At 47.8% G+C, this 18,184-nt stretch carries 19 protein-coding genes; 15 read left to right on the forward strand and 4 right to left on the reverse strand.

What is annotated here, in order from left to right; translation table 11 throughout:
- Nucleotides 1-77: 77 nt before the first annotated feature.
- Nucleotides 78-986 carry a hypothetical protein gene (locus BM415_RS04375; protein WP_244533145.1) on the reverse strand — a complete coding sequence of 303 codons (909 nt, stop codon included), beginning with the start codon at nt 984-986 and terminating at the stop codon, nt 78-80.
- Between the two features lie 37 nt (nt 987-1,023).
- Nucleotides 1,024-3,051 carry a beta-galactosidase gene (locus BM415_RS04380; RefSeq protein WP_091154983.1) on the reverse strand — a complete coding sequence of 676 codons (2,028 nt, stop codon included), beginning with the start codon at nt 3,049-3,051 and terminating at the stop codon, nt 1,024-1,026.
- 113 nt (nt 3,052-3,164) lie between these two features.
- On the opposite strand from BM415_RS04380, the gene BM415_RS04385 reads away from it, so the two are divergent.
- The 6 genes from BM415_RS04385 (at nt 3,165) to coaD (ending at nt 8,031) form a co-directional block, all read left to right on the forward strand.
- The gene (locus BM415_RS04385) at nt 3,165-3,998 is read left to right on the forward strand and encodes an AraC family transcriptional regulator (RefSeq protein ID WP_091154986.1); all 834 of its coding nucleotides are present in this window, start codon (nt 3,165-3,167) and stop codon (nt 3,996-3,998) included.
- A 77-nt stretch (nt 3,999-4,075) separates the two neighbouring features.
- Nucleotides 4,076-4,864 carry an alpha/beta hydrolase gene (locus tag BM415_RS04390; protein ID WP_244533146.1) on the forward strand — a complete coding sequence of 263 codons (789 nt, stop codon included), beginning with the start codon at nt 4,076-4,078 and terminating at the stop codon, nt 4,862-4,864.
- A 38-nt stretch (nt 4,865-4,902) separates the two neighbouring features.
- Nucleotides 4,903-5,553 (forward strand): SGNH/GDSL hydrolase family protein, encoded by a 651-nt coding sequence (locus BM415_RS04395; protein WP_091154991.1) that lies wholly within the window; start codon nt 4,903-4,905, stop codon nt 5,551-5,553.
- A gap of 12 nt (nt 5,554-5,565) precedes the next feature.
- On the forward strand, nt 5,566-6,459 hold the full coding sequence (locus tag BM415_RS04400; RefSeq protein ID WP_091154993.1) for an SMP-30/gluconolactonase/LRE family protein: 894 nt from the start codon (nt 5,566-5,568) through the stop codon (nt 6,457-6,459).
- Between the two features lie 431 nt (nt 6,460-6,890).
- A complete protein-coding gene (gene rsmD, locus BM415_RS04405) occupies nt 6,891-7,508 on the forward strand; it encodes a 16S rRNA (guanine(966)-N(2))-methyltransferase RsmD (protein ID WP_244533147.1) in 618 nt (205 codons plus the stop codon).
- A gap of 4 nt (nt 7,509-7,512) precedes the next feature.
- Nucleotides 7,513-8,031: a pantetheine-phosphate adenylyltransferase gene (gene coaD, locus BM415_RS04410; RefSeq protein WP_091154998.1), complete on the forward strand. Its 519-nt coding sequence runs from the start codon at nt 7,513-7,515 to the stop codon at nt 8,029-8,031.
- On the opposite strand, the gene BM415_RS04415 is transcribed toward coaD, so the two are convergent.
- Entirely contained in the window at nt 8,006-9,220 is a 1,215-nt protein-coding gene (locus tag BM415_RS04415; protein WP_091155000.1) for a nucleoside recognition domain-containing protein, read from the reverse strand. The two genes, coaD and BM415_RS04415, sit on opposite strands and share 26 nt — an antisense overlap.
- A gap of 166 nt (nt 9,221-9,386) precedes the next feature.
- Between BM415_RS04415 and BM415_RS04420 the strand changes: the two genes are divergently transcribed.
- On the forward strand, nt 9,387-10,433 hold the full coding sequence (locus BM415_RS04420) for a SepM family pheromone-processing serine protease (protein WP_244533148.1): 1,047 nt from the start codon (nt 9,387-9,389) through the stop codon (nt 10,431-10,433).
- Nucleotides 10,434-10,570: 137 nt separating this feature from the next.
- Here BM415_RS04420 and BM415_RS04425 read toward each other — a convergent pair whose 3' ends face one another.
- A complete protein-coding gene (locus BM415_RS04425) occupies nt 10,571-11,806 on the reverse strand; it encodes a nucleotidyltransferase (RefSeq protein WP_091155004.1) in 1,236 nt (411 codons plus the stop codon).
- 301 nt (nt 11,807-12,107) lie between these two features.
- On the opposite strand from BM415_RS04425, the gene BM415_RS04430 reads away from it, so the two are divergent.
- The 8 genes from BM415_RS04430 to acpP all read left to right on the forward strand — a co-directional run bounded on the left by BM415_RS04430 (nt 12,108) and on the right by acpP (nt 18,032).
- Nucleotides 12,108-12,608, forward strand: a complete 501-nt coding sequence (locus BM415_RS04430; protein WP_348272321.1) for a YceD family protein — start codon at nt 12,108-12,110, stop codon at nt 12,606-12,608.
- A 54-nt stretch (nt 12,609-12,662) separates the two neighbouring features.
- A complete protein-coding gene (gene rpmF / locus BM415_RS04435) occupies nt 12,663-12,836 on the forward strand; it encodes a 50S ribosomal protein L32 (RefSeq protein ID WP_036645943.1) in 174 nt (57 codons plus the stop codon).
- A gap of 455 nt (nt 12,837-13,291) precedes the next feature.
- Complete coding sequence (gene fapR, locus BM415_RS04440) at nt 13,292-13,888, forward strand: transcription factor FapR (protein WP_170862471.1); 597 nt, start codon at nt 13,292-13,294, stop codon at nt 13,886-13,888.
- Nucleotides 13,872-14,867 (forward strand): phosphate acyltransferase PlsX, encoded by a 996-nt coding sequence (plsX, locus tag BM415_RS04445; RefSeq protein WP_091155009.1) that lies wholly within the window; start codon nt 13,872-13,874, stop codon nt 14,865-14,867. Before fapR ends, plsX begins: the two co-directional genes overlap by 17 nt.
- Before the next feature lies 1 nt (nt 14,868).
- Nucleotides 14,869-15,864 carry a beta-ketoacyl-ACP synthase III gene (locus BM415_RS04450; protein WP_091155011.1) on the forward strand — a complete coding sequence of 332 codons (996 nt, stop codon included), beginning with the start codon at nt 14,869-14,871 and terminating at the stop codon, nt 15,862-15,864.
- 77 nt (nt 15,865-15,941) lie between these two features.
- A complete protein-coding gene (fabD, locus tag BM415_RS04455) occupies nt 15,942-16,880 on the forward strand; it encodes an ACP S-malonyltransferase (RefSeq protein ID WP_091155013.1) in 939 nt (312 codons plus the stop codon).
- A gap of 49 nt (nt 16,881-16,929) precedes the next feature.
- Complete coding sequence (gene fabG / locus BM415_RS04460) at nt 16,930-17,679, forward strand: 3-oxoacyl-[acyl-carrier-protein] reductase (protein WP_091155015.1); 750 nt, start codon at nt 16,930-16,932, stop codon at nt 17,677-17,679.
- Between the two features lie 119 nt (nt 17,680-17,798).
- Entirely contained in the window at nt 17,799-18,032 is a 234-nt protein-coding gene (gene acpP / locus BM415_RS04465; protein WP_025334828.1) for an acyl carrier protein, read from the forward strand.
- Nucleotides 18,033-18,184 lie beyond the last annotated feature (152 nt).

Consider the following 18,184-nt stretch of genomic DNA (forward strand, 5'->3'; position numbering starts at 1 on the left):
AGAATCCTGAGTAATGGTTTCATAAATGACGAAATAAGCTTCCGGCTGTTTCTTTGCAGCGGAAGCTTATTTTGCCGTTATATTCGGCCGTAGCTTGAGAGCGTCTTCAGCCGCTGAATCGTGAGATGCCCCCGCCATTCGTTCTCGGCAGCTGAGCTCAGTGGCTCCCATGAGATCGGCCACCCGCCATCATCCTTTTGTTCTGAGATCAAATGATCGAGATGGAGAGAGATAATATGCTCAGGGACGAACTGGACGGCATAACTGGTTGAATCCGGTGCCCAGTCGAGTACTTTATGCACATACCCTTCAGCCTTAGGATCAAGTTCGATGACACCCGGCTTGGATAAGTACTGATCTACCCGAGCCTTCACGACGGTAGCACGAGGTTCATCTGTCTGTTGTTCGAGAAAATGGACAGCTTGGATGCGGTTGTGGAATCCGGTTAGATCGGCACTCTCTACAGTGTCCCACACATATTGAATAGCTCTGTTCAACCATTTTTCTTTGAGAAAGGGATGCCAGTTTCTTGATTTCAGCAGGAGGGCTACGATCGAGCCGGAAGGATTAATGGAAGCCGTATCATCTGATTCCGTAGTCCACCAAGGAGCATGAGGATGCTCGTTTACGCTGCGGAAAGAGTACGGCCATCCCCCTGTAACAGGATTAGATTGTCGTTCAAGAAATTGCCCTAGTCCTGTCATTATACTCTCAGGATAAATTCCAACTTCGTCCATCAAATGCAGTGCAAATTCTGCCCCCTGGGGCTGGCTGTATGGACTGCGAATGTCAGGTTCAAGGGCATGACCAAAGCCGCCATCCTTGTTCTGATATGCAGCTAGTGCCTGCAAGACCGCTTCAGGCGATCCTTGTCCACTGAGATGTGCGAATCTTAGACGATCCAAGAGGCGCGCGTTCTTAAAGATAAAGTCACTTGCTTGTTGTACGGTGGGGTGAGACATATCCAGCAGGGGATACTTTTTCATCACAGAATCATCTCCTTAGGGAATCTGAATCAAGAGATTATTTGACTTCCAGAATTTGAACGTCACGGCCTTCAATGGATACTGTACCGCTCAGCTGATGGCCACTAATTAAATCTTCAGCTTCTAATTGGCCCAAATCATAGGATACGATCTCCGTATTGTGATTAAGCACAAACAGATAGGAGATGCCATCTTTGACACGACGGCTGACCTCGACACCCGATGGAGCTGAGAGGTTAGGCTGTATTCCCTTATCCGTTGTAATCTTCTCGATCAATTCATCCAGGAAGCACTGTTCTGGATCGGTTGCTACGTAATACGCTTCACCTTTGCCGAATGTATGGCGAGTTACCGCAGGCATCCCCTTGTAGAAATCTTCGCCGTATTCTGCGATAACCTCAGCACCTTCTGTATGCAGGAGATCACATAGCATTCCGCATTCGTAGCTTCCCTGAAGCTTGCCGAACTTGTCTTTCAGAACGACCTTGTTCTTCTGATCCGGGAACAGGGCATCGATCTCCTCGACCCATATGCCGAGCATTTTCCGAAGCTCTCCAGGATATCCTCCTACCGTTACCAGATCATTTTCGTTTACAATACCGCTGAAGAATGTCGTCAGGAACGTTCCGCCATTCTCCACAAAGGCTTCCAGTTTCTCAGCGAATCCAGGCTTAACCATGTACAGAACCGGAGCAACAACAAGGTCGTATGCACTGAGATCTGTATCTACACTTACCATGTCGACCTGGACATTGCGATTGTAGAAGGCAGCATAATATTTGTGAATCTGCTGAACGTAATTCAAGGCGATGGTTGGACCGCTTGATTTCTCAATAGCCCACCAGTTATCCCAATCAAACACAATCGCGGCTTTGGCGTCGGCACGCGAGTCCAGCAGACGGTCTCCAATACGCTGCAGCTCCTCACCAAGCTGAGCTACTTCGCGGAATACACGTGTATTCTCATGTCCGACATGTTCAATAACCGCACCGTGGTATTTCTCACAGGCACCGATGGATCTGCGCAGCTGGAAGAACATGACCGTATCTGCTCCATGCGCTACAGTCTGGTAGCTCTGCAGACGCATAACACCAGGACGCTTAAGCGAATTGTATGGCTGCCAGTTCTGCTGGCTTGGTGTTTGCTCCATCAGCATGAACGGCATCCCGTCCTTAAGTCCGCGCATGAGATCATTCGCCATGGCTGTTTCGCTTGGCGGTGTCGTCAGACTCGGATAGCTGTCCCATGAGATAATGTCCATATACTTGGCCCATTTGAAGTAATCCAGCTGCTTGAAGAAGCCCATCAGATTGGTAGTCACGACAGATTCGGGTACATGCTTTTTGATCGCATTGTACTCCAGCTTGTAGCAGTTCAGCATGCTGTCAGAATTGAATCTGGAGTAATCCAGAGAGATTCCCTGGAAGTTCGTATAACGGTCTCCCCATTCCTCACTCAAGTTGCTTGGCAGCACAATTTCATCCCAATCATAGAACGTATGACCCCAAAATGCCGTATTCCAGGCTCTGTTCAGCTGATCAAGTGTCTGATATTTCTCCTTCAGCCATACACGGAATGCACGTTCACAGTTGTCACAGTAACAGTCGCCTCCGTATTCGTTCGATACATGCCAGACAAGGACCGCAGGGTGATCCTTATAACGTTCTGCCAGCTTGTCCGCAATGCGCTCTGAATAGAGCCTGTAAGTCGGACTGTTCGGGCAGGAGTTATGGCGTCCCCCGAATTTGCGTTTGCGTCCATCCTTATCCACACGCAGTACGTCGGGATATTTGGTTGCCATCCATGCTGGATGAGCGCCTGTGCTTGTTGCAAGGCATACATAGACACCGCTTTCATAAAGACTGTCAATCAGCTCATCGAGCCATCCAAAATTATATGTGATCTCGTCGGGTTGATTCTTGGCCCAGGAAAAAACGTTAATCGTCGCAATATCGATACCTGCGAGCTTGAACATGCGCAGATCTTCTTGATGTGTAGCCTGATCCCATTGCTCAGGATTGTAGTCACCGCCGTAGAACATTTTAGGAAGCTTCGTACTAATCAAGTGAATTCACCTCTTGTATAAGAATAATTCAATCATATAATATGAATTATATTTTTAAAATATAAGAATTGTTAAGGACTATATAATAATATGGAAGTAGAGGATTGAAGGTTATGTGGCTGAGCAAAGACCATCAGCGATTTTTTATGACAGGGAAGGAGCATCCGCTGCCTCTGTTTATAGAGAGCATAGGAGAGAACAACAATCAGGAGCCGATTGAGAGAGCTGCAGGCTATCCCTGTTATCACTGGCTGCAAACGGTAGACGGCGAGGGAGCATTCTCATTTGAGGGCAGAACCTATCCACTTCCTAAGGGGTCGGGAATCCTGCTTGCCCCTAATGTGCCGCACAAATATAGCGGAAGAGGCGAAGGCTGGTCTACGATATATATTACATTTAGCGGTCCCCAGGCGGCAGCGATCTTATCCTCACTGGATTTGCATGAATCAGCTTATTATCAGTGGAAAGTGAGCTCTGCGCTCCAGACTTATGGCAAAAGAGTTCTCGATTCCATTGGCAGCGATTTTGATCTAACGGGGCTCGATGCTTCAGGAGATATTTATCGATTCTTATTGCTTCTCAAGAAGCATGGAACGACAGGTAATACCCTCTCCTTGTCTCATGCTATGGATCGATTGGCCCCTTTGCTGTCATTTATGGAAGAGAAAATAAGTGATCCTGGTGTAGGACTTATGGAAATGGCAGAAGTGCTCTCGGTATCTCCAAGATATCTGAATATGATGTTCAAGCAGTCATTTGGTATTACAGCGTACAGTTATTTTATTCTGAAACGGATACGTAAATCTAAGGAGATCATGACTTCAGAGCCTCACCTCACCGTGAAGGAGACGGCGGGCAGAGTAGGCTTCCGTGACGCGAGTCATTTTGTAGCTACTTTTCGGAGAATAGAAGGAATTACCCCGGAGCATTTCCGAACGCTCTACTAAATAAGGGATTGATGAAAACGATTTAATATAGGATGATGAATACAAATCAATCTATTTCTAGCTTGGGAGGGATAGCTGTGCAATCGATAAATATATGGTCCGGAGAGCCGCCGTATGCAGCCGCTGGACTGGAACAAGATTCTCCCGCATTAACGCCTTATTTGGCCGAAGGAGCTGACAGCTGCGTTATTGTGTGTCCTGGCGGCGGTTATTGTCATTTAGCCGATCATGAAGGCGGACCTGTTGCGGAGTGGCTCAATCAAGCAGGTATTTCGGCCTTCGTCCTTAAATACCGAATTAATCCTCATCGTCAGCCAGCAGCATTGTCTGATGCAAGGAGAGCTGTTCAGTATGTGAGAGCAAACAGCGACAAGTACGGGATTAACCCGAACAAGATCGCGATGCTCGGTTTTTCTGCTGGAGGTCATTTGACTGCAAGTGCAGGAACGATGTGGGTGGAGGGAGATCCTGAGAGCAGCGATCCGCTCGAGCGGGTCAGCTCAAGGCCGGATCGCATTGTGCTGTGTTATCCTGTCATTACAATGGAGGAATACGGTCATCAAGGTTCAAAAGATGCACTCCTTGGCGACAATCCTGATGAGGAATTGGTCAGACAATACAGTGCTGAACGTCAGGTGACGAGCGTGACACCCCCCGCTTTCATATGGCATACCCATGAGGATGCGGCCGTACCGCTGCAGAATAGTCTGGAAATGTCGCTGTCCTTGACCAAAGCAGGTGTGCCCCATGAGCTTCATGTATTTGAAGCAGGACGTCATGGCCTCGGGCTGGCAGAGGAGCTGGCAGAAACGACAGGCCGATGGAAAGGCTTGTGTATATCCTGGCTTAAACAGCAGGGCTGGTAATTTCATCACATTGAATATCTGGATAGGGAGATGGAGATATGAAGCTGGGTCAGGATGATAAGTTAGTCTTTATTGGGGATTCGGTAACGGATTGCGGAAGAGCACGTCCAGTTGGTGAAGGAAGCATGGGTCTTGGCAATGGATATGTACATAATGTGGATGCTTTGCTTCAAAGTGTATATCCGGAATTAAATATTCGTGTACTTAATGTAGGAATAAGCGGGAACAATGTCAGAGATTTGAAAAATCGCTGGCAGGAAGATGTGCTTGATCTACAGCCAGATTGGCTGTCTGTAATGATCGGTATCAACGACGTATGGCGTCAGTTTGATAGTCCACAGCGCAGAGAGCTTCATGTGTTTCTGGATGAGTATGAAGCTACTCTGCGTGAGCTGGTTGCTTCGGTGCGCCCTCAGGTGAAGGGCCTCATCCTGATGACACCTTATTATCTGGAGCCAAGTGTAGAGGACCCAATGCGCTCGACCATGGATCTGTACGGAGCTGCTGTTAAGCGTGTTGCTGAAGAATATGATGCCGTATTTGTAGACACACAGGCTGCATATGCACCCATCTGGGATCAGCTGTACCCAGGGGCAATTGCCTGGGACCGGGTACATCCTAACCACACGGGTCATATGGTTCTGGCACGCGCCTTCTTGAACGGCATCGGTTTTGATTGGAATAAATAAAGGAGGGATTGGATGACAGAAGTAGAACTGGTCATTGACGCTAAGGCGAGACTTGCGGAGGGGCCCAGCTGGGATGCAGAAGAGAAGCGCTTGTATTGGGTTGATATCGAAGGCTTCAAGCTTCACATTTATGAACCGGATTCAGGAAGAGATACGGTGCATGAGATGGGACAGCATATTGGAGCCGTTGTCCCCTACGATAGACATCACGTAATGGTTGCCTTGAAAAATGGATTTCATCTGTATGATCTAGCTGCGGGGAAACTTACCCTGCTTCACAATCCGGAAAGCCATAGGGACGATAACCGATTTAATGATGGAAAATGTGATGCCAATGGCCGGTTTTGGGCAGGGACGATGAGTCTTACTGACAAGAAGAATCAGGGTGCATTGTACTGTCTATTGAATGATGGGCATGTTAGAACTGTGCTTACGGAAGTATCTCTCTCTAATGGCATTGGATTCAGCCCAGATCATAAGAAGATGTACTATATTGATACACCGACAGGCCGCATTGATCAGTTTGATTTTGATCTGGATTCGGGTGAAATTTCTAATCGAAAATCCTTGTTCTCTCTACCGGAAGGAACCGGCTTTCCTGATGGTATGACGGTAGATGCAGAAGGTATGATATGGGTGGCCCACTATGGCGGTTCACAGGTATCTCGCTGGAATCCGGACACAGGCAGCCTGATTCAGCATATTGAAGTGCCTGCTTCACAAGTTACCTCCTGCTGTTTTGGAGGAGAAGACCTTGATGAACTGTACATCACGACCGCTCGTAATGGACTTAGTGAAGACAAGCTGGTCGAGACCCCGCATGCGGGCGGCGTATTTCGAGTTAGACCCGGCGTGAAAGGTCAGCCCACTTATCGTTATAAAGATATTAAGTCGAGCGGTATCTAATAAAAGCTGATCCACTTGGCAGTCATTGGTGCCATCCTTTTGTTAAGCCGTAATCTTTAATATTCGTATAACCCGATTGGGACGAGGATCAAGTCTTATCCGATTCATTCTTAATCAAATATGAACAAAAGCCTGCCAGGAAATCCTGACAGGCTTTTATTCGGGCGCCTCTTTCGAGACGCCCTATCATGGGAGAGGAGAAACCGGACGAAGAGCTTATGGGGAAACGTAAGTCTTCTCCGCGGTTGTCTACGGCACTTTTGATGCCGATAACTACATCATGACCGCCAGCCCTCCAGTTTATACATCGCATGGTTAATATTTTTTACTCTGTGTTTTTTAAGCTTTCGTTATTTTCACATCTTACTTAGATTGTGGTACGATATCGGTGTATAAGGCACTTACAAAGAATGAAACAGGGTGAAATCAACGTGAGAGTAATATCAGGCACTGCAAAAGGTAGACCGCTTAAGGCTGTTCCCGGAACCGGAACCCGTCCAACAACCGATAAGGTTAAGGAAGCGGTCTTTAGTATGATTGGACCTTATTTTGATGGAGGCGTCGTGCTGGATCTGTTTGCAGGAAGCGGGGGCCTCGGCATAGAGTCGCTCAGCAGAGGTTTGGACAAGGCTGTATTTATCGATCTTGAACCGAAGAGTATTGAGGTCATCCGGGCGAATCTGAAGGCAACAGGTCTCGACGGCAAGGCTGAAGTGTTTCGAAATGAAGCAGGCAGGGCACTGAAGCTTCTGTCCAAACGAAATTATAAATTCGATTTGGTCTTTCTAGATCCCCCTTATCGAATGAAAAATGTGGAAGAGTATCTATCCTGGCTTGAAGAACACAATATGGTCAACGATGATGCCATCGTTGTTGTAGAACACGATGCCGATCATGAATACGGAGAGAGAATTGGCTCCTTTGAGCAAACACGCAAATCTACATATGGAGATACGGCAATTACGATATATGAGTATTTTTCGGCCATAGATGTGCATGATGACACGAACACGATATTGAACATTGACGACAACATTCAGGAGGACTAGGGCAATGAATGAAGCAGGACATAAGACGGAGAGAGTAGCCGTATACCCCGGGAGCTTCGACCCTGTTACATTGGGCCACCTGGATATTATTACGCGAGCCTCCAAACAATTTGATCGGCTAGTTGTGGCTGTGCTTAATAATAAGAGCAAGAATCCGCTGTTCACTGTGGAGGAACGTGTTGAGCTGCTGCAGATGGTTACAGCGGACCTGCCGAATGTTGAAGTGGACAGCTTCCGTGATCTAACTGCCAATTATGTAAGGGTCAAGGGCGCACAGGTCATTATGCGTGGAATTCGTTCGGTTACTGATTTTGAATACGAGCTGCAGCTGGCATCACTTAACAAAAAGCTGAACAAGGATGCAGAAACGATCTTTATGATGACCGATCCCAAATATTCGTATCTGAGCTCCAGTGTAGTGAAGGAGATTGCGAGCTTCGAAGGAGATGTCTCCGAGCTGGTACCTGCCGAGGTAGAGGATGCGCTCAAACGTAAGGTTATCGAGAAGAAGAATGGCGGGTAGACTGCCATTTGCCGATACACAAAGAGATGACGATTAGGGTTGCTAACAGTAACACATGGAACAGCCCTAAGGTACCTGCTGCTTGAAGACCTCCTGGAGAGAAATGGGCTTGCGTTAAAGGGTTTTGTTCGGTATTAAGAAAGACAGCTTTTGAATGATCGAGCCAGCTCTGTATTGGGGGCCACAGCAGCAGGACAAGTCCATAGGAAATACCTGCATGCAATATACGCCCTATTGTAAAAATATGCGTGTTTATTCCGTATGGAGCAAGCAGTGCAGTTGCCTGTAAATGTGAGCTGAGCCCTCCCCAGCCGATTGCGGCTGCAAGAAGTGCAAATCCGACCGCATGTGCGGTAATATCGAGTGAACGCATCGAATAAGCTCCAAGGTGAAGCTCAAAAAAAGAGGACCAGATCCATTCAGGAAGAAATGGCGTTACATATTTGCCCAGCAGCCGGATGAACACAGAGAAGATGATCATGTAGCCGCCGGTCATCATTAATACTTGAACCGCATGACTTACCGTATCTCCCAGTAATCTGCCAAAGCTTCTGCCATCCTTTTCTTTAGCCTTCATCATAGCTTCGAGTGCAGACACGGGTTCGGGCTGCTCTTTTAGCTCGCTTATTTTTGTTGTTTTTTTTGAGAAAAGGGTAACTCGTCCGAGCAAAATTCCTGCAATTATACCACTAATCCAGTGAATACATGCTAAAATATACCCGATGGCAGGCGCTTCATAGAAGGCTGCCCCAATAACAACAAACAACGTCATGGGACTTGCAAAATGGGTAATGGAGGCAAGAATGGCAGCGTCTCTTCCCGTGACAAGCTTCTGCTGATACAGCCTGGCAGCTGTGTCTGCGCCTGATGGGAAGCCGCCGGTCATCCCTACAGCCAGACCAAGCCCTGTTACACCGGGTAGATTGAAGCCTTTACGCATTAAAGGTTCTAACAGCACACCGAGTCCATGGGTGAACCCGAAGGCAGTCAGCATTTGCGACAGCATAATAAAGGGCAGGAGAGCGGGAAAGACCATCTTCCACCATATTTGAAGACCTTGCATCGAGGCGTCAAATGCTTCACTTGGAGAAGTGACAACCGCAGCCACGACCAGCAGGGCACTGATACCGAGAATCATCGTTTTTACATAAGAAGGAATGTCTTTTTTACTAGTCATTTCCGAATTCAATGGATCTTCACCCCGATCAATAACTTAGATGGCTGACGAAATGGTAAACAAATTGCTGGTATAGAAGAAAGATAGAATGATATCAGAATCAGCCTGTACATATGCATTTATATGTGATCAGAAGGGAAAGAAGAACAAGCAGTCAAGTAGGGGAGGAGGGCAGCGATTGAGTAATATCACCAAGAGAAGCGGGTTTCGCACCGCAGTATATATTTTAAGTTTGGCTGTCGTTGTGTATGTGCTCGTGTATATGCCGACACCTTATATTGTCACTCAGCCGGGAACGGCGGAATCGGTTAAACCGATGGTAGCTGTGAAGAACGGTGATGAAGAGGAAGAGGGCAAGTTTCTGATGACCACCGTATCGGCCAGCTATGCGAACCTCTCGCTGCTGTTTATTTCAGCATTTAATGAACATGCACAGATCGGCAAGAAGGAAGAGCGACTTGCTGGCAGAACACAGGAGGAATATTCGGCAGAGCAAGTGTGGTTTATGAGTGATTCGCAGTCAGCTGCGATGGAAGCCGCTTATGAACAGGCTGGCATCGCATATGATATTGTCCCGGAATATATCTTTGTACTTGGTCTATCGAAGGATTCGCTTCCCGAAGGAGATATTAAGCCCCAGGATAAAATTTTGTCGATTAACGGAGTTCCTACTCCCGACAATACGGTACTGGCCCAGCAGCTTGAGAACAAGCAGGTAGGGGATAAGGTTGAGGTTCAGCTGGACCGTAAGGGAGAGACCATTACAAGAGAACTGCAGCTTGTTGCCATCAAGGACACTGAAACGGGTGAGACAAGGGCCGGACTCGGCGTAATGATCGGCACCCTACAAACGGTGAAGCCCAAGGACTCTGCACATCAAATTACATTTACCAATACGGAAATCGGCGGACCTTCAGCAGGCCTGATGTTCACGCTGGAAATATACAATCAGCTGACCCCTGGAGATTTGACTAAAGGCCATATTATCGCAGGTACAGGAACCATTGATAAAGAAGGAACTGTCGGGCCGATCGGTGGGGTCGTACACAAGATCGTCGCTGCAGATCGGGAGGAGGCCGAGGTCTTCTTCGTTCCAGAGGCGAATTATGATGAAGCGAAGAAGAAGGCCGAATCCATCAAGACGGACATGGAGCTTGTCCCAGTGAAAACTGCCGACGATGCGCTGGATTACATCGAGAAGCTAAGGGTGAAAACCGAGGTTTAGTGAATATTTAATGTAACGAATATAGATGAGTGCTGCAAATGAATAAAGCCAATCGAACCCGCCTGATTAACGTCAAGCGGGTTCGATTGGTTGTGGCGGCGAATTGTACTGGATGAAAGGCTGAGACCTGACGAAGACTAGATCCGAACAGGGGATTGATAGTAGTCTCTATACATGAATTGCGTGTCAGCAGCAGCACCCATCCCGAGGGCATATAGAGCAGACGCCTGAATATCTCTGGTCAGCTGAGGGTGGCTGAAGGATGAAGGCTTGATAATGACCGGCAGAGTTGCTTTTTTCTTCATTTCCTTGAGCAGGGCTTGTCCTCTGTTATTGAAACCAAGAACTCGAATATAATGCGGTCCCTCGGCCAGTACAGAGGGCATCAATTCCTCTTTGTTATGATGAAGCAGAATATGAATCAGCATTCGTTGGAGCTTGGTCCGTGTATAACGTTTTGTTTTTAACGCTTCAAGGAGAGAATCGACTGACAGCTCCGTGAGCTTGGGAAGCTGATTTAATATGCGGTGCTCAAGCCCTTCGGTCACCTCGGCATATTGGGCCAGCTCTGCTGCGTCTGTGGTCACCAGCTGGGCAAGCAAGATGTCTCTGAAGCGCTCCAGGTGAACCGGAGCGCGTCCTTCCTGCCATTCGCGCTGCAGAATGGCAAGTGTAGCTGCCGGCACATAAGGCGCCGCAGCCTCGGGTCCTGCGCCGAGGAGCAGCCGGCGGATGGCCGTTGCGCTCGCGATGCTGCCGGGACCTGGCAGCATATCGTGATATCCGGCGCCGGTCCGCTGCGCCGTGAAGGGCAGGATCGCGCTGCCCAGCCGTTTCAGCGCGATCATATAATGCAGCCCAAGTGTATTGTTGGGCTGCTTGAGCAGTGCCAGGGCCCCGGCTACGTCTCCGCCGGGGGCCAGCTCAGCCGCAGCTGCTGCGTAGGCTGCGGGGTAGCTTGCGCCTTGTTGCAGCTGCTGCTGGATGCCCGCAGAGAGCGCCTTCGGCTCGCTCGCTAGGAGATCTGCCAACGCAGCAAGCGGCGCAAGCTCTCCGGATTCGCTGCCGAAGCACAGCGAATCGACAATCCCTGTATGGTGCAGTGTTGCCACAGCACCATGGGCAAACCACTCTGCCGGTCCTACTGCATAAGAGACCGGCAGCTCAAGCACGAGATCGACGCCCATGGCGAGCGCCATCTCGGCCCGGGCCCATTTGCTCAGCATCGCAGGCTCGCCTCGCTGCAGAAAATGACCGCTCATCACAGCGACGCTGGTATCTGCCTCTGTAATTATTTTAGAAGCTTCAAGATGATATACATGTCCGTTATGCATCGGATTATATTCAACGATCAGGCCCACGGTTCTACTCATAATATAATTCACACTCCCTGTTGCATTCAGTAAGGCATATCTGATAGGTTTATAGAGTCCATTATATCCAAGTTGCAGCAGGTCTGATGAATGAATTACACAATTTGTTCCTGATGATGTGCATGTTGCCTGGATAACTGGATATACAGGGTGTAAAGTTTAAAGTGTTGACAAACCTCTTTCAAAATCGGTATAATGATTTTTGTTTGTTAGACTGTTTTTCAACATAACTAGCGCTGTATTTGAAGCATACTACAAATGTTGTTAAAATGGTTTATCGTCTGGAGTGATGAACGTGGAAATGTCATTTCGCAAGATGGCCTCGGCTGCTGGACCGATGAAGCTTACAGAGTCGCTGGATATCAGCCATCTAATTCGAAACAACAATGAAATCACAGCCGTATCCCCGATGCAGGTGGATCTCACAATTACTGCATTGCCGGAAGGCGTGGTAGATGTTCAAGGAACGTTATCAGCCGAAGCAGATATGCTCTGCTCTCGTTGTCTAGGAAATGTCCATGAGCATTTAAATATGAAATTCGCCGAGCAGTTCAAGCAAGGAACAGAGCCGGAGGAAGTTGAAGAAGAGGACGATACCTTGTACATGGAAGAGGATACCGTGAATCTGGTTCCTTTTCTGGAGGAGTACTTCCTGCTTCATCTTCCGTTTGCCCCGCTGTGCAAATCGGATTGCAAAGGGCTGTGCCCAAGCTGTGGAACCGACTTGAACGAGAGCAGCTGCGATTGTGACAATACGCCAATCGATCCGCGGCTTGCTGGGCTTAAGGATTTCTTTAAATAAGAACAAGATTATTTCTTTTTCTTAAGGTTTGACTTTGATAAGGAGGTGGGAATTGTGGCAGTACCTCAACGGAGAACATCCAAAACTCGTCGTGACAAACGTCGTACTCACTTTAAATTGGCTGTGCCAGGCATGGTGAAATGTGAACAATGCGGAGAATTGAAGCTTGCTCATCACGTATGCAAAGTGTGCGGAACGTACAAATCTAGAGAGATCATCTCTCAATAATATTTTTGCTCAAAAGTAGCGCTTCATCTATAGCGGATGAAGTGCTATTTTTTTTGCGAAAAAGTAGCGGCCCCTTTCTTTTTGGTTCTACATGTTTTATACTAAGCATTAGTACCTGGTTCTAACCGGTGTTTCTTTTTTTATTTAATCCATATTTGAATCAATTTCATAAATCATTAAACAGGTAAATTTGGAACTATATATACCCTTGATATAAGCAGCTAAAGGTATTATGAAATTGATTCATTTTTATAAAGTTTGCGTACATACGAACACAGATGGGTGATGAACAATTCAGTCGCTCAATGACTACCTGAGATAGTTATATTAAGAATTGTCCACCTCACGAGGTAAAGAGCTGTACGCTGGTGTCATATAGATTGGACTTGAATCTTGAATATAAATTAATGGGTCTTTGAAGTCACATAAGCGGGGGGTGCTTGATCATAGAACGAATACCGAAGCGACAACGACAGCAGCAGTTAACTCAAATGATTGAGGATAACCCTTTTATCACCGACCAAGAGCTGACAAGATTACTTAAGGTGAGCATTCAGACGATTCGACTGGATCGGATGGAGCTCGGCATACCTGAACTTCGTGAGCGGATGAAGCTGATGGCTGAGAGATCGTATGATCAAGTGCGCTCATTGCCTTTGCATGAAATCATCGGGGATATTGTTGACCTTCAGCTGGATAAGAGCGGTATTTCCATTTTTGAGATTAGAGAAGAGCATGTATTTTCAAGAACAGGAATAGCACGTGGACATTATGTATTTGCACAAGCCAATTCACTTGCTGTTGCTGTCATTAACGATGAGATTGCGCTGACCGCTTCTGCGGACATCCGGTTTGTAAGACCGGTGCATCTAGGAGAGAAGTGCATTGCGAAGGCATATGTGCGTTCCACTCCCGAGCAGAAGGGCAAAGCCAAGGTAGAAGTGTTTGCATATGTCGGTGAGGAAATGGTGTTTCAAGGAAACTTCGTCATTTACCGATCCGCCGGGCAAGATAGTGACGAAGGGGGAGTTCATCATGAAGATCGTCATTGATGCAATGGGAGGCGATCATGCACCGGAAGCGACGGTCCAAGGTGCAGTGCTTGCTGCAAAAGAATGGAACGATACGGAGATCGTACTTGTCGGCGATGAAGCCAAGATTAATCCTTTGCTGGGCGCAGATCGTCCATCGGGTATAACCGTAATTCATGCTTCAGAGGTCATTGGTTCAAATGATGAGCCGGTGAAGGCGGTTCGGCGGAAGAAGGATGCATCTATGGTTGTTGCGGGGCGTATGCTTCGCGAAGGACAAGCGGATGCCATGATCTCTGCCGGCAATACGGGAGCGCTCATGACGACAGGACTCCTTGTCGTTGGCAGAATGGAAGGCATCGAGCGTCCGGCTCTGGCCCCGATGATTCCTACGATCGATGATCGTGGAATGCTTGCTCTGGATCTCGGCGCCAACATGGATGCCAAGCCTGAGCATCTGGCTCAGTATGCACTTATGGGAAGCTTGTATCGGCAGAAGGTGCATGGAATTGATAAGCCAAGAGTAGGACTCTTAAATGTAGGTACTGAAGAAGGCAAAGGAAATGAGCTCACCAAGCATACTTTTCCGCTACTGAAAGAGCTGCCTATTCATTTTGTTGGCAATGTTGAATCAAGAGAAGTGCTGATGGGCGGATGTGATGTACTGGTATGTGACGGATTTGCCGGCAATATCATGCTGAAGACGCTTGAAGGCACGGCTGCGGGCATTTTTTCTTTGTTAAAAGAGCAGTTCTCCTCGTCGCTTAAGAGCAAGCTGGCAGCTGCAATGCTGATGCCGGAGCTGCGTGCGCTCAAGGGCAAGCTTGATTATAAGGAGCATGGAGGTGCACCGCTGCTTGGCCTTAGTCGTCTAGTCGTGAAGAGCCATGGCTCTGCCGATGCGAATGCAATTAAAAATGCGGTGCGTCAGGCAAGGCTTGCCATCTCCAACCAGTTGGTTGAAAGTATATCTAAGGAAATTAGCGGGAGAGTTGAGTGACATGAAGAATACACATTTGCGTCCAGTCGGTGTCATTGGGACAGGGAAATACGTACCGGAACAGATTCTGACGAATCATGATATGGAAAAAATGATGGAAACCAGTGACGAGTGGATTGTCTCCCGTACGGGTATTCGCGAACGTCATATTGCGGCCCCTGAAGAAGCGACCTCGGATCTTGCATACGAAGCTGCCAAAGCGGCTGCTGCATCTGCAGGAATTTCACCAAGCGATATTGAGTTGATCATTGTTGCTACTATAACTCCGGATAGTGCGTTTCCATCAACGGCATGCATTTTACAGGATAAGCTGGGAGCCAAGGGTGCTGCTGCGTTCGATTTGTCTGCAGCCTGCTCCGGCTTTGTATACGGTCTGGCTACGGCAACAAGCTTTATTCAAACAGGAATGTATAATAACGCGCTTGTGATTGGTGTAGACTGCTTGTCTCGCATTACGGATTATACAGATCGAAATACGGCTGTTCTGTTTGGAGACGGAGCAGGCGCCGTCATCTTGGGAGAGGTTCCTGAAGGTCGTGGATTCAAATCCTTTGATCTGGGTGCAGAAGGTGCCGGCGGGCCGCTTCTTAACATCCAAGCAGGAGGTTCGAGACTGCCTGCATCTGAGACTACACTAGCTAACAAACAGCACTACATTTATATGAACGGTCGAGAAGTATTTAAATTTGCAGTGCGAGTAATGGGAACCGCAACGATTGATGTTCTGGAAAAAGCAGGTTTAACCAAAGAAGATGTCGACTTGTTCATTCCGCATCAAGCCAATATTCGTATTATTCAGTCTGCTATGCAGCGTCTTGAGCTTCCTGAAGATAAAGTCGTCATTAATGTTGATAAATACGCGAATACTTCCGCCGCCTCGATTCCATTAGCATTGGTGGAAGCTGCTGAAGAGGGCCGGATGAAGGCAGGAGACACCATTCTAATGGTCGGATTCGGCGGCGGACTCACTTGGGGAGCCTCTGTGCTGGTGTGGTAATAGCTTGCCATGCACACATTTCGTGGTGCCTCACTGCAAGTTTTTCACTTTAGATCGTAAAAAGGAGCAATGAATAGATGGGGAAAATCGCTTTTGTATTTCCGGGTCAAGGCTCACAGACCGTTGGGATGGCGAAAGACGTATATGAGAATGTAACGTCCTCCCGCAATGTCTTTGAGACTGCGGACAAGAAGCTTGGTTTTTCGCTGAGCTCGCTGATCTTTGAAGGTCCGGATACCGAACTCAAGCAAACGAAGAACACACAGCCAGCGCTCTTGACAGCGAGTATTGCTTTATATGAGGCACTTCGTGAGAAAGGAATTACCGCTGATTACACAGCAGGCCACAGCTTGGGTGAATACAGTGCGCTGGTCGCAGCTGGTGTAATGTCCTTTGAGGATGCGGTTGCTGTTGTTAGGGCGAGAGGGACCTACATGGAAGAAGCCGTTCCGGGTGGACGTGGAGCTATGGCTGCCGTGCTCGGGGCCGATCGTGATCAGCTAGCTCTGCTATGCGAGAAAATTTCGGCTCAAGGGAAGGACTATCTCGTTGAGTTGGCGAACCTTAATTCACCGGGACAGATTGTGGTATCCGGTCTTAAGGACGGAGTGGCACAGCTGATAGATCGTGTCAAGGAAGCCGGAGCTAAACGGGCAATTCCTCTTGAAGTCAGCGGCCCTTTTCATACTTCACTGATGAAAGAGGCATCTGCTAGGCTTGCTGACCAGCTCTCCTCTGTTGAGCTTCGTAATGCAAGCATACCTGTGGTGGCGAATGTGAACGCTGAGCCCGTAACTGAGGGTGAAGTTATCCGTGATCTTTTGGCGCAGCAGGTATATTCTTCGGTCAAATGGGAAGATACCGTGATATGGCTGATGGATCAGGGGGTAGACACTTTTGTGGAGATCGGCCCTGGCAGCGTACTCAGTGGACTCATCAAGAAGGTAAGCAGAACGGTTAAAGTATACAACGTAAACAGCTTGGATAGCTTGAATGCTCTTGCTGCTGAGCTGTAGAGATTGAATCATTTCCACAGGTATATTTGGGGAAAGGAGGAACAACAAGATGACCACAACACTTAAAGGCCAGGTTGCTCTTGTAACAGGTGCATCACGCGGAATCGGTCGCAGTATCGCATTGGCTCTAGCCGATGCAGGCGCTGATGTTGCTGTGAACTATGCGGGCAACGAAGCAGCTGCGGCCGAAGTTGTACAGCTCATTGAAGCCAAAGGAGCCAGAGCCATCGCGATCAAAGCCAATGTAGGCGTTACAGCTGAAGCGGACCAATTGGTGAAAGAAACGGTGGACCAGCTGGGCAGAATTGATATTCTGGTGAATAATGCAGGTATTACTAGAGATAATTTAATCATGCGTATGAAAGAAGAGGAATTCGATCAAGTAATCGAAACCAATTTGAAAGGCGTCTTTAATTGCCTCAAAGCGGTGACTCGACCGATGATGAAACAACGCTATGGACGAATTATCAATATTTCATCTGTAGTCGGTGTGCTGGGTAATCCAGGTCAAGCCAACTATGTAGCTGCTAAAGCAGGAGTCATTGGTCTTACTAAATCCTCAAGCCGGGAGCTTGCATCCCGCGGAATTACGGTGAACTGCATCGCTCCTGGATTTATTGAAACCGAAATGACACAGGGCTTGTCATCCGAACTCGTAGAAGGTATGTTGTCTGGGATACCGCTCTCAAGGCTTGGACGTCCGGAAGAAGTGGCAGGGGTTGCTCTATTCCTTGCTTCCGAGTCTGCATCCTACATGACAGGTCAAACGCTGCATGTGGATGGCGGCATGTACATGTAATTTTACCCGTAATGGATGACCAGCCGGAGTACTTGTTCGCCCCTTGATATGAAGGTGATGTAGGTTCTATGGCATTTTACGATTGATTCTCGTATAATACGGAAAGGGAGGTGAACCGGATGTCCGACGTATTGGAACGCGTAAAACGTATCGTTGTAGATCGTTTAGGCGCTGACGAAGCTGAAGTAACATTGGAAGCATCATTCAAAGATGATTTGGGTGCTGACTCTCTAGATGTTGTTGAATTGGTAATGGAACTCGAAGACGAGTTTGATATGGAGATCTCTGATGAAGATGCAGAGAAAATCACGACCGTAGGTGAAGTTGTAAACTACATACAATCTCATACCTAAGTCATATGAGGAAGCTCCGTGAGTTAAGCAGGTCTTATCTCATACGGAGCTTCCCCTCCAATTTTGCAAGCTAAAGGCATAGAGCCCTTATGAAGGCCCATTTTATAGGTGTTTGTTATCATAACGACATGTATAGAATGGGTTTCATTACA

The organism is Paenibacillus sp. 453mf, from assembly GCF_900116105.1.
GTDB lineage: Bacteria > Bacillota > Bacilli > Paenibacillales > Paenibacillaceae > Paenibacillus > Paenibacillus provencensis.

What these genes read in the sequence shown, in the direction of transcription:
- BM415_RS04375 (WP_244533145.1), bottom strand. Translation starts at nt 986, where the DNA reads ATGAAAAAGTATCCCCTGCTGGATATGTCTCACCCCACCGTACAACAA.
- acpP (WP_025334828.1), top strand. Translation starts at nt 17,799, where the DNA reads ATGTCCGACGTATTGGAACGCGTAAAACGTATCGTTGTAGATCGTTTA.
- BM415_RS04425 (WP_091155004.1), bottom strand. Translation starts at nt 11,806, where the DNA reads ATGAGTAGAACCGTGGGCCTGATCGTTGAATATAATCCGATGCATAAC.
- coaD (WP_091154998.1), top strand. Translation starts at nt 7,513, where the DNA reads ATGAATGAAGCAGGACATAAGACGGAGAGAGTAGCCGTATACCCCGGG.
- fabD (WP_091155013.1), top strand. Translation starts at nt 15,942, where the DNA reads ATGGGGAAAATCGCTTTTGTATTTCCGGGTCAAGGCTCACAGACCGTT.
- plsX (WP_091155009.1), top strand. Translation starts at nt 13,872, where the DNA reads ATGAAGATCGTCATTGATGCAATGGGAGGCGATCATGCACCGGAAGCG.
- BM415_RS04385 (WP_091154986.1), top strand. Translation starts at nt 3,165, where the DNA reads ATGTGGCTGAGCAAAGACCATCAGCGATTTTTTATGACAGGGAAGGAG.
- fabG (WP_091155015.1), top strand. Translation starts at nt 16,930, where the DNA reads ATGACCACAACACTTAAAGGCCAGGTTGCTCTTGTAACAGGTGCATCA.
- BM415_RS04430 (WP_348272321.1), top strand. Translation starts at nt 12,108, where the DNA reads ATGTCATTTCGCAAGATGGCCTCGGCTGCTGGACCGATGAAGCTTACA.
- BM415_RS04450 (WP_091155011.1), top strand. Translation starts at nt 14,869, where the DNA reads ATGAAGAATACACATTTGCGTCCAGTCGGTGTCATTGGGACAGGGAAA.
- BM415_RS04400 (WP_091154993.1), top strand. Translation starts at nt 5,566, where the DNA reads ATGACAGAAGTAGAACTGGTCATTGACGCTAAGGCGAGACTTGCGGAG.
- BM415_RS04395 (WP_091154991.1), top strand. Translation starts at nt 4,903, where the DNA reads ATGAAGCTGGGTCAGGATGATAAGTTAGTCTTTATTGGGGATTCGGTA.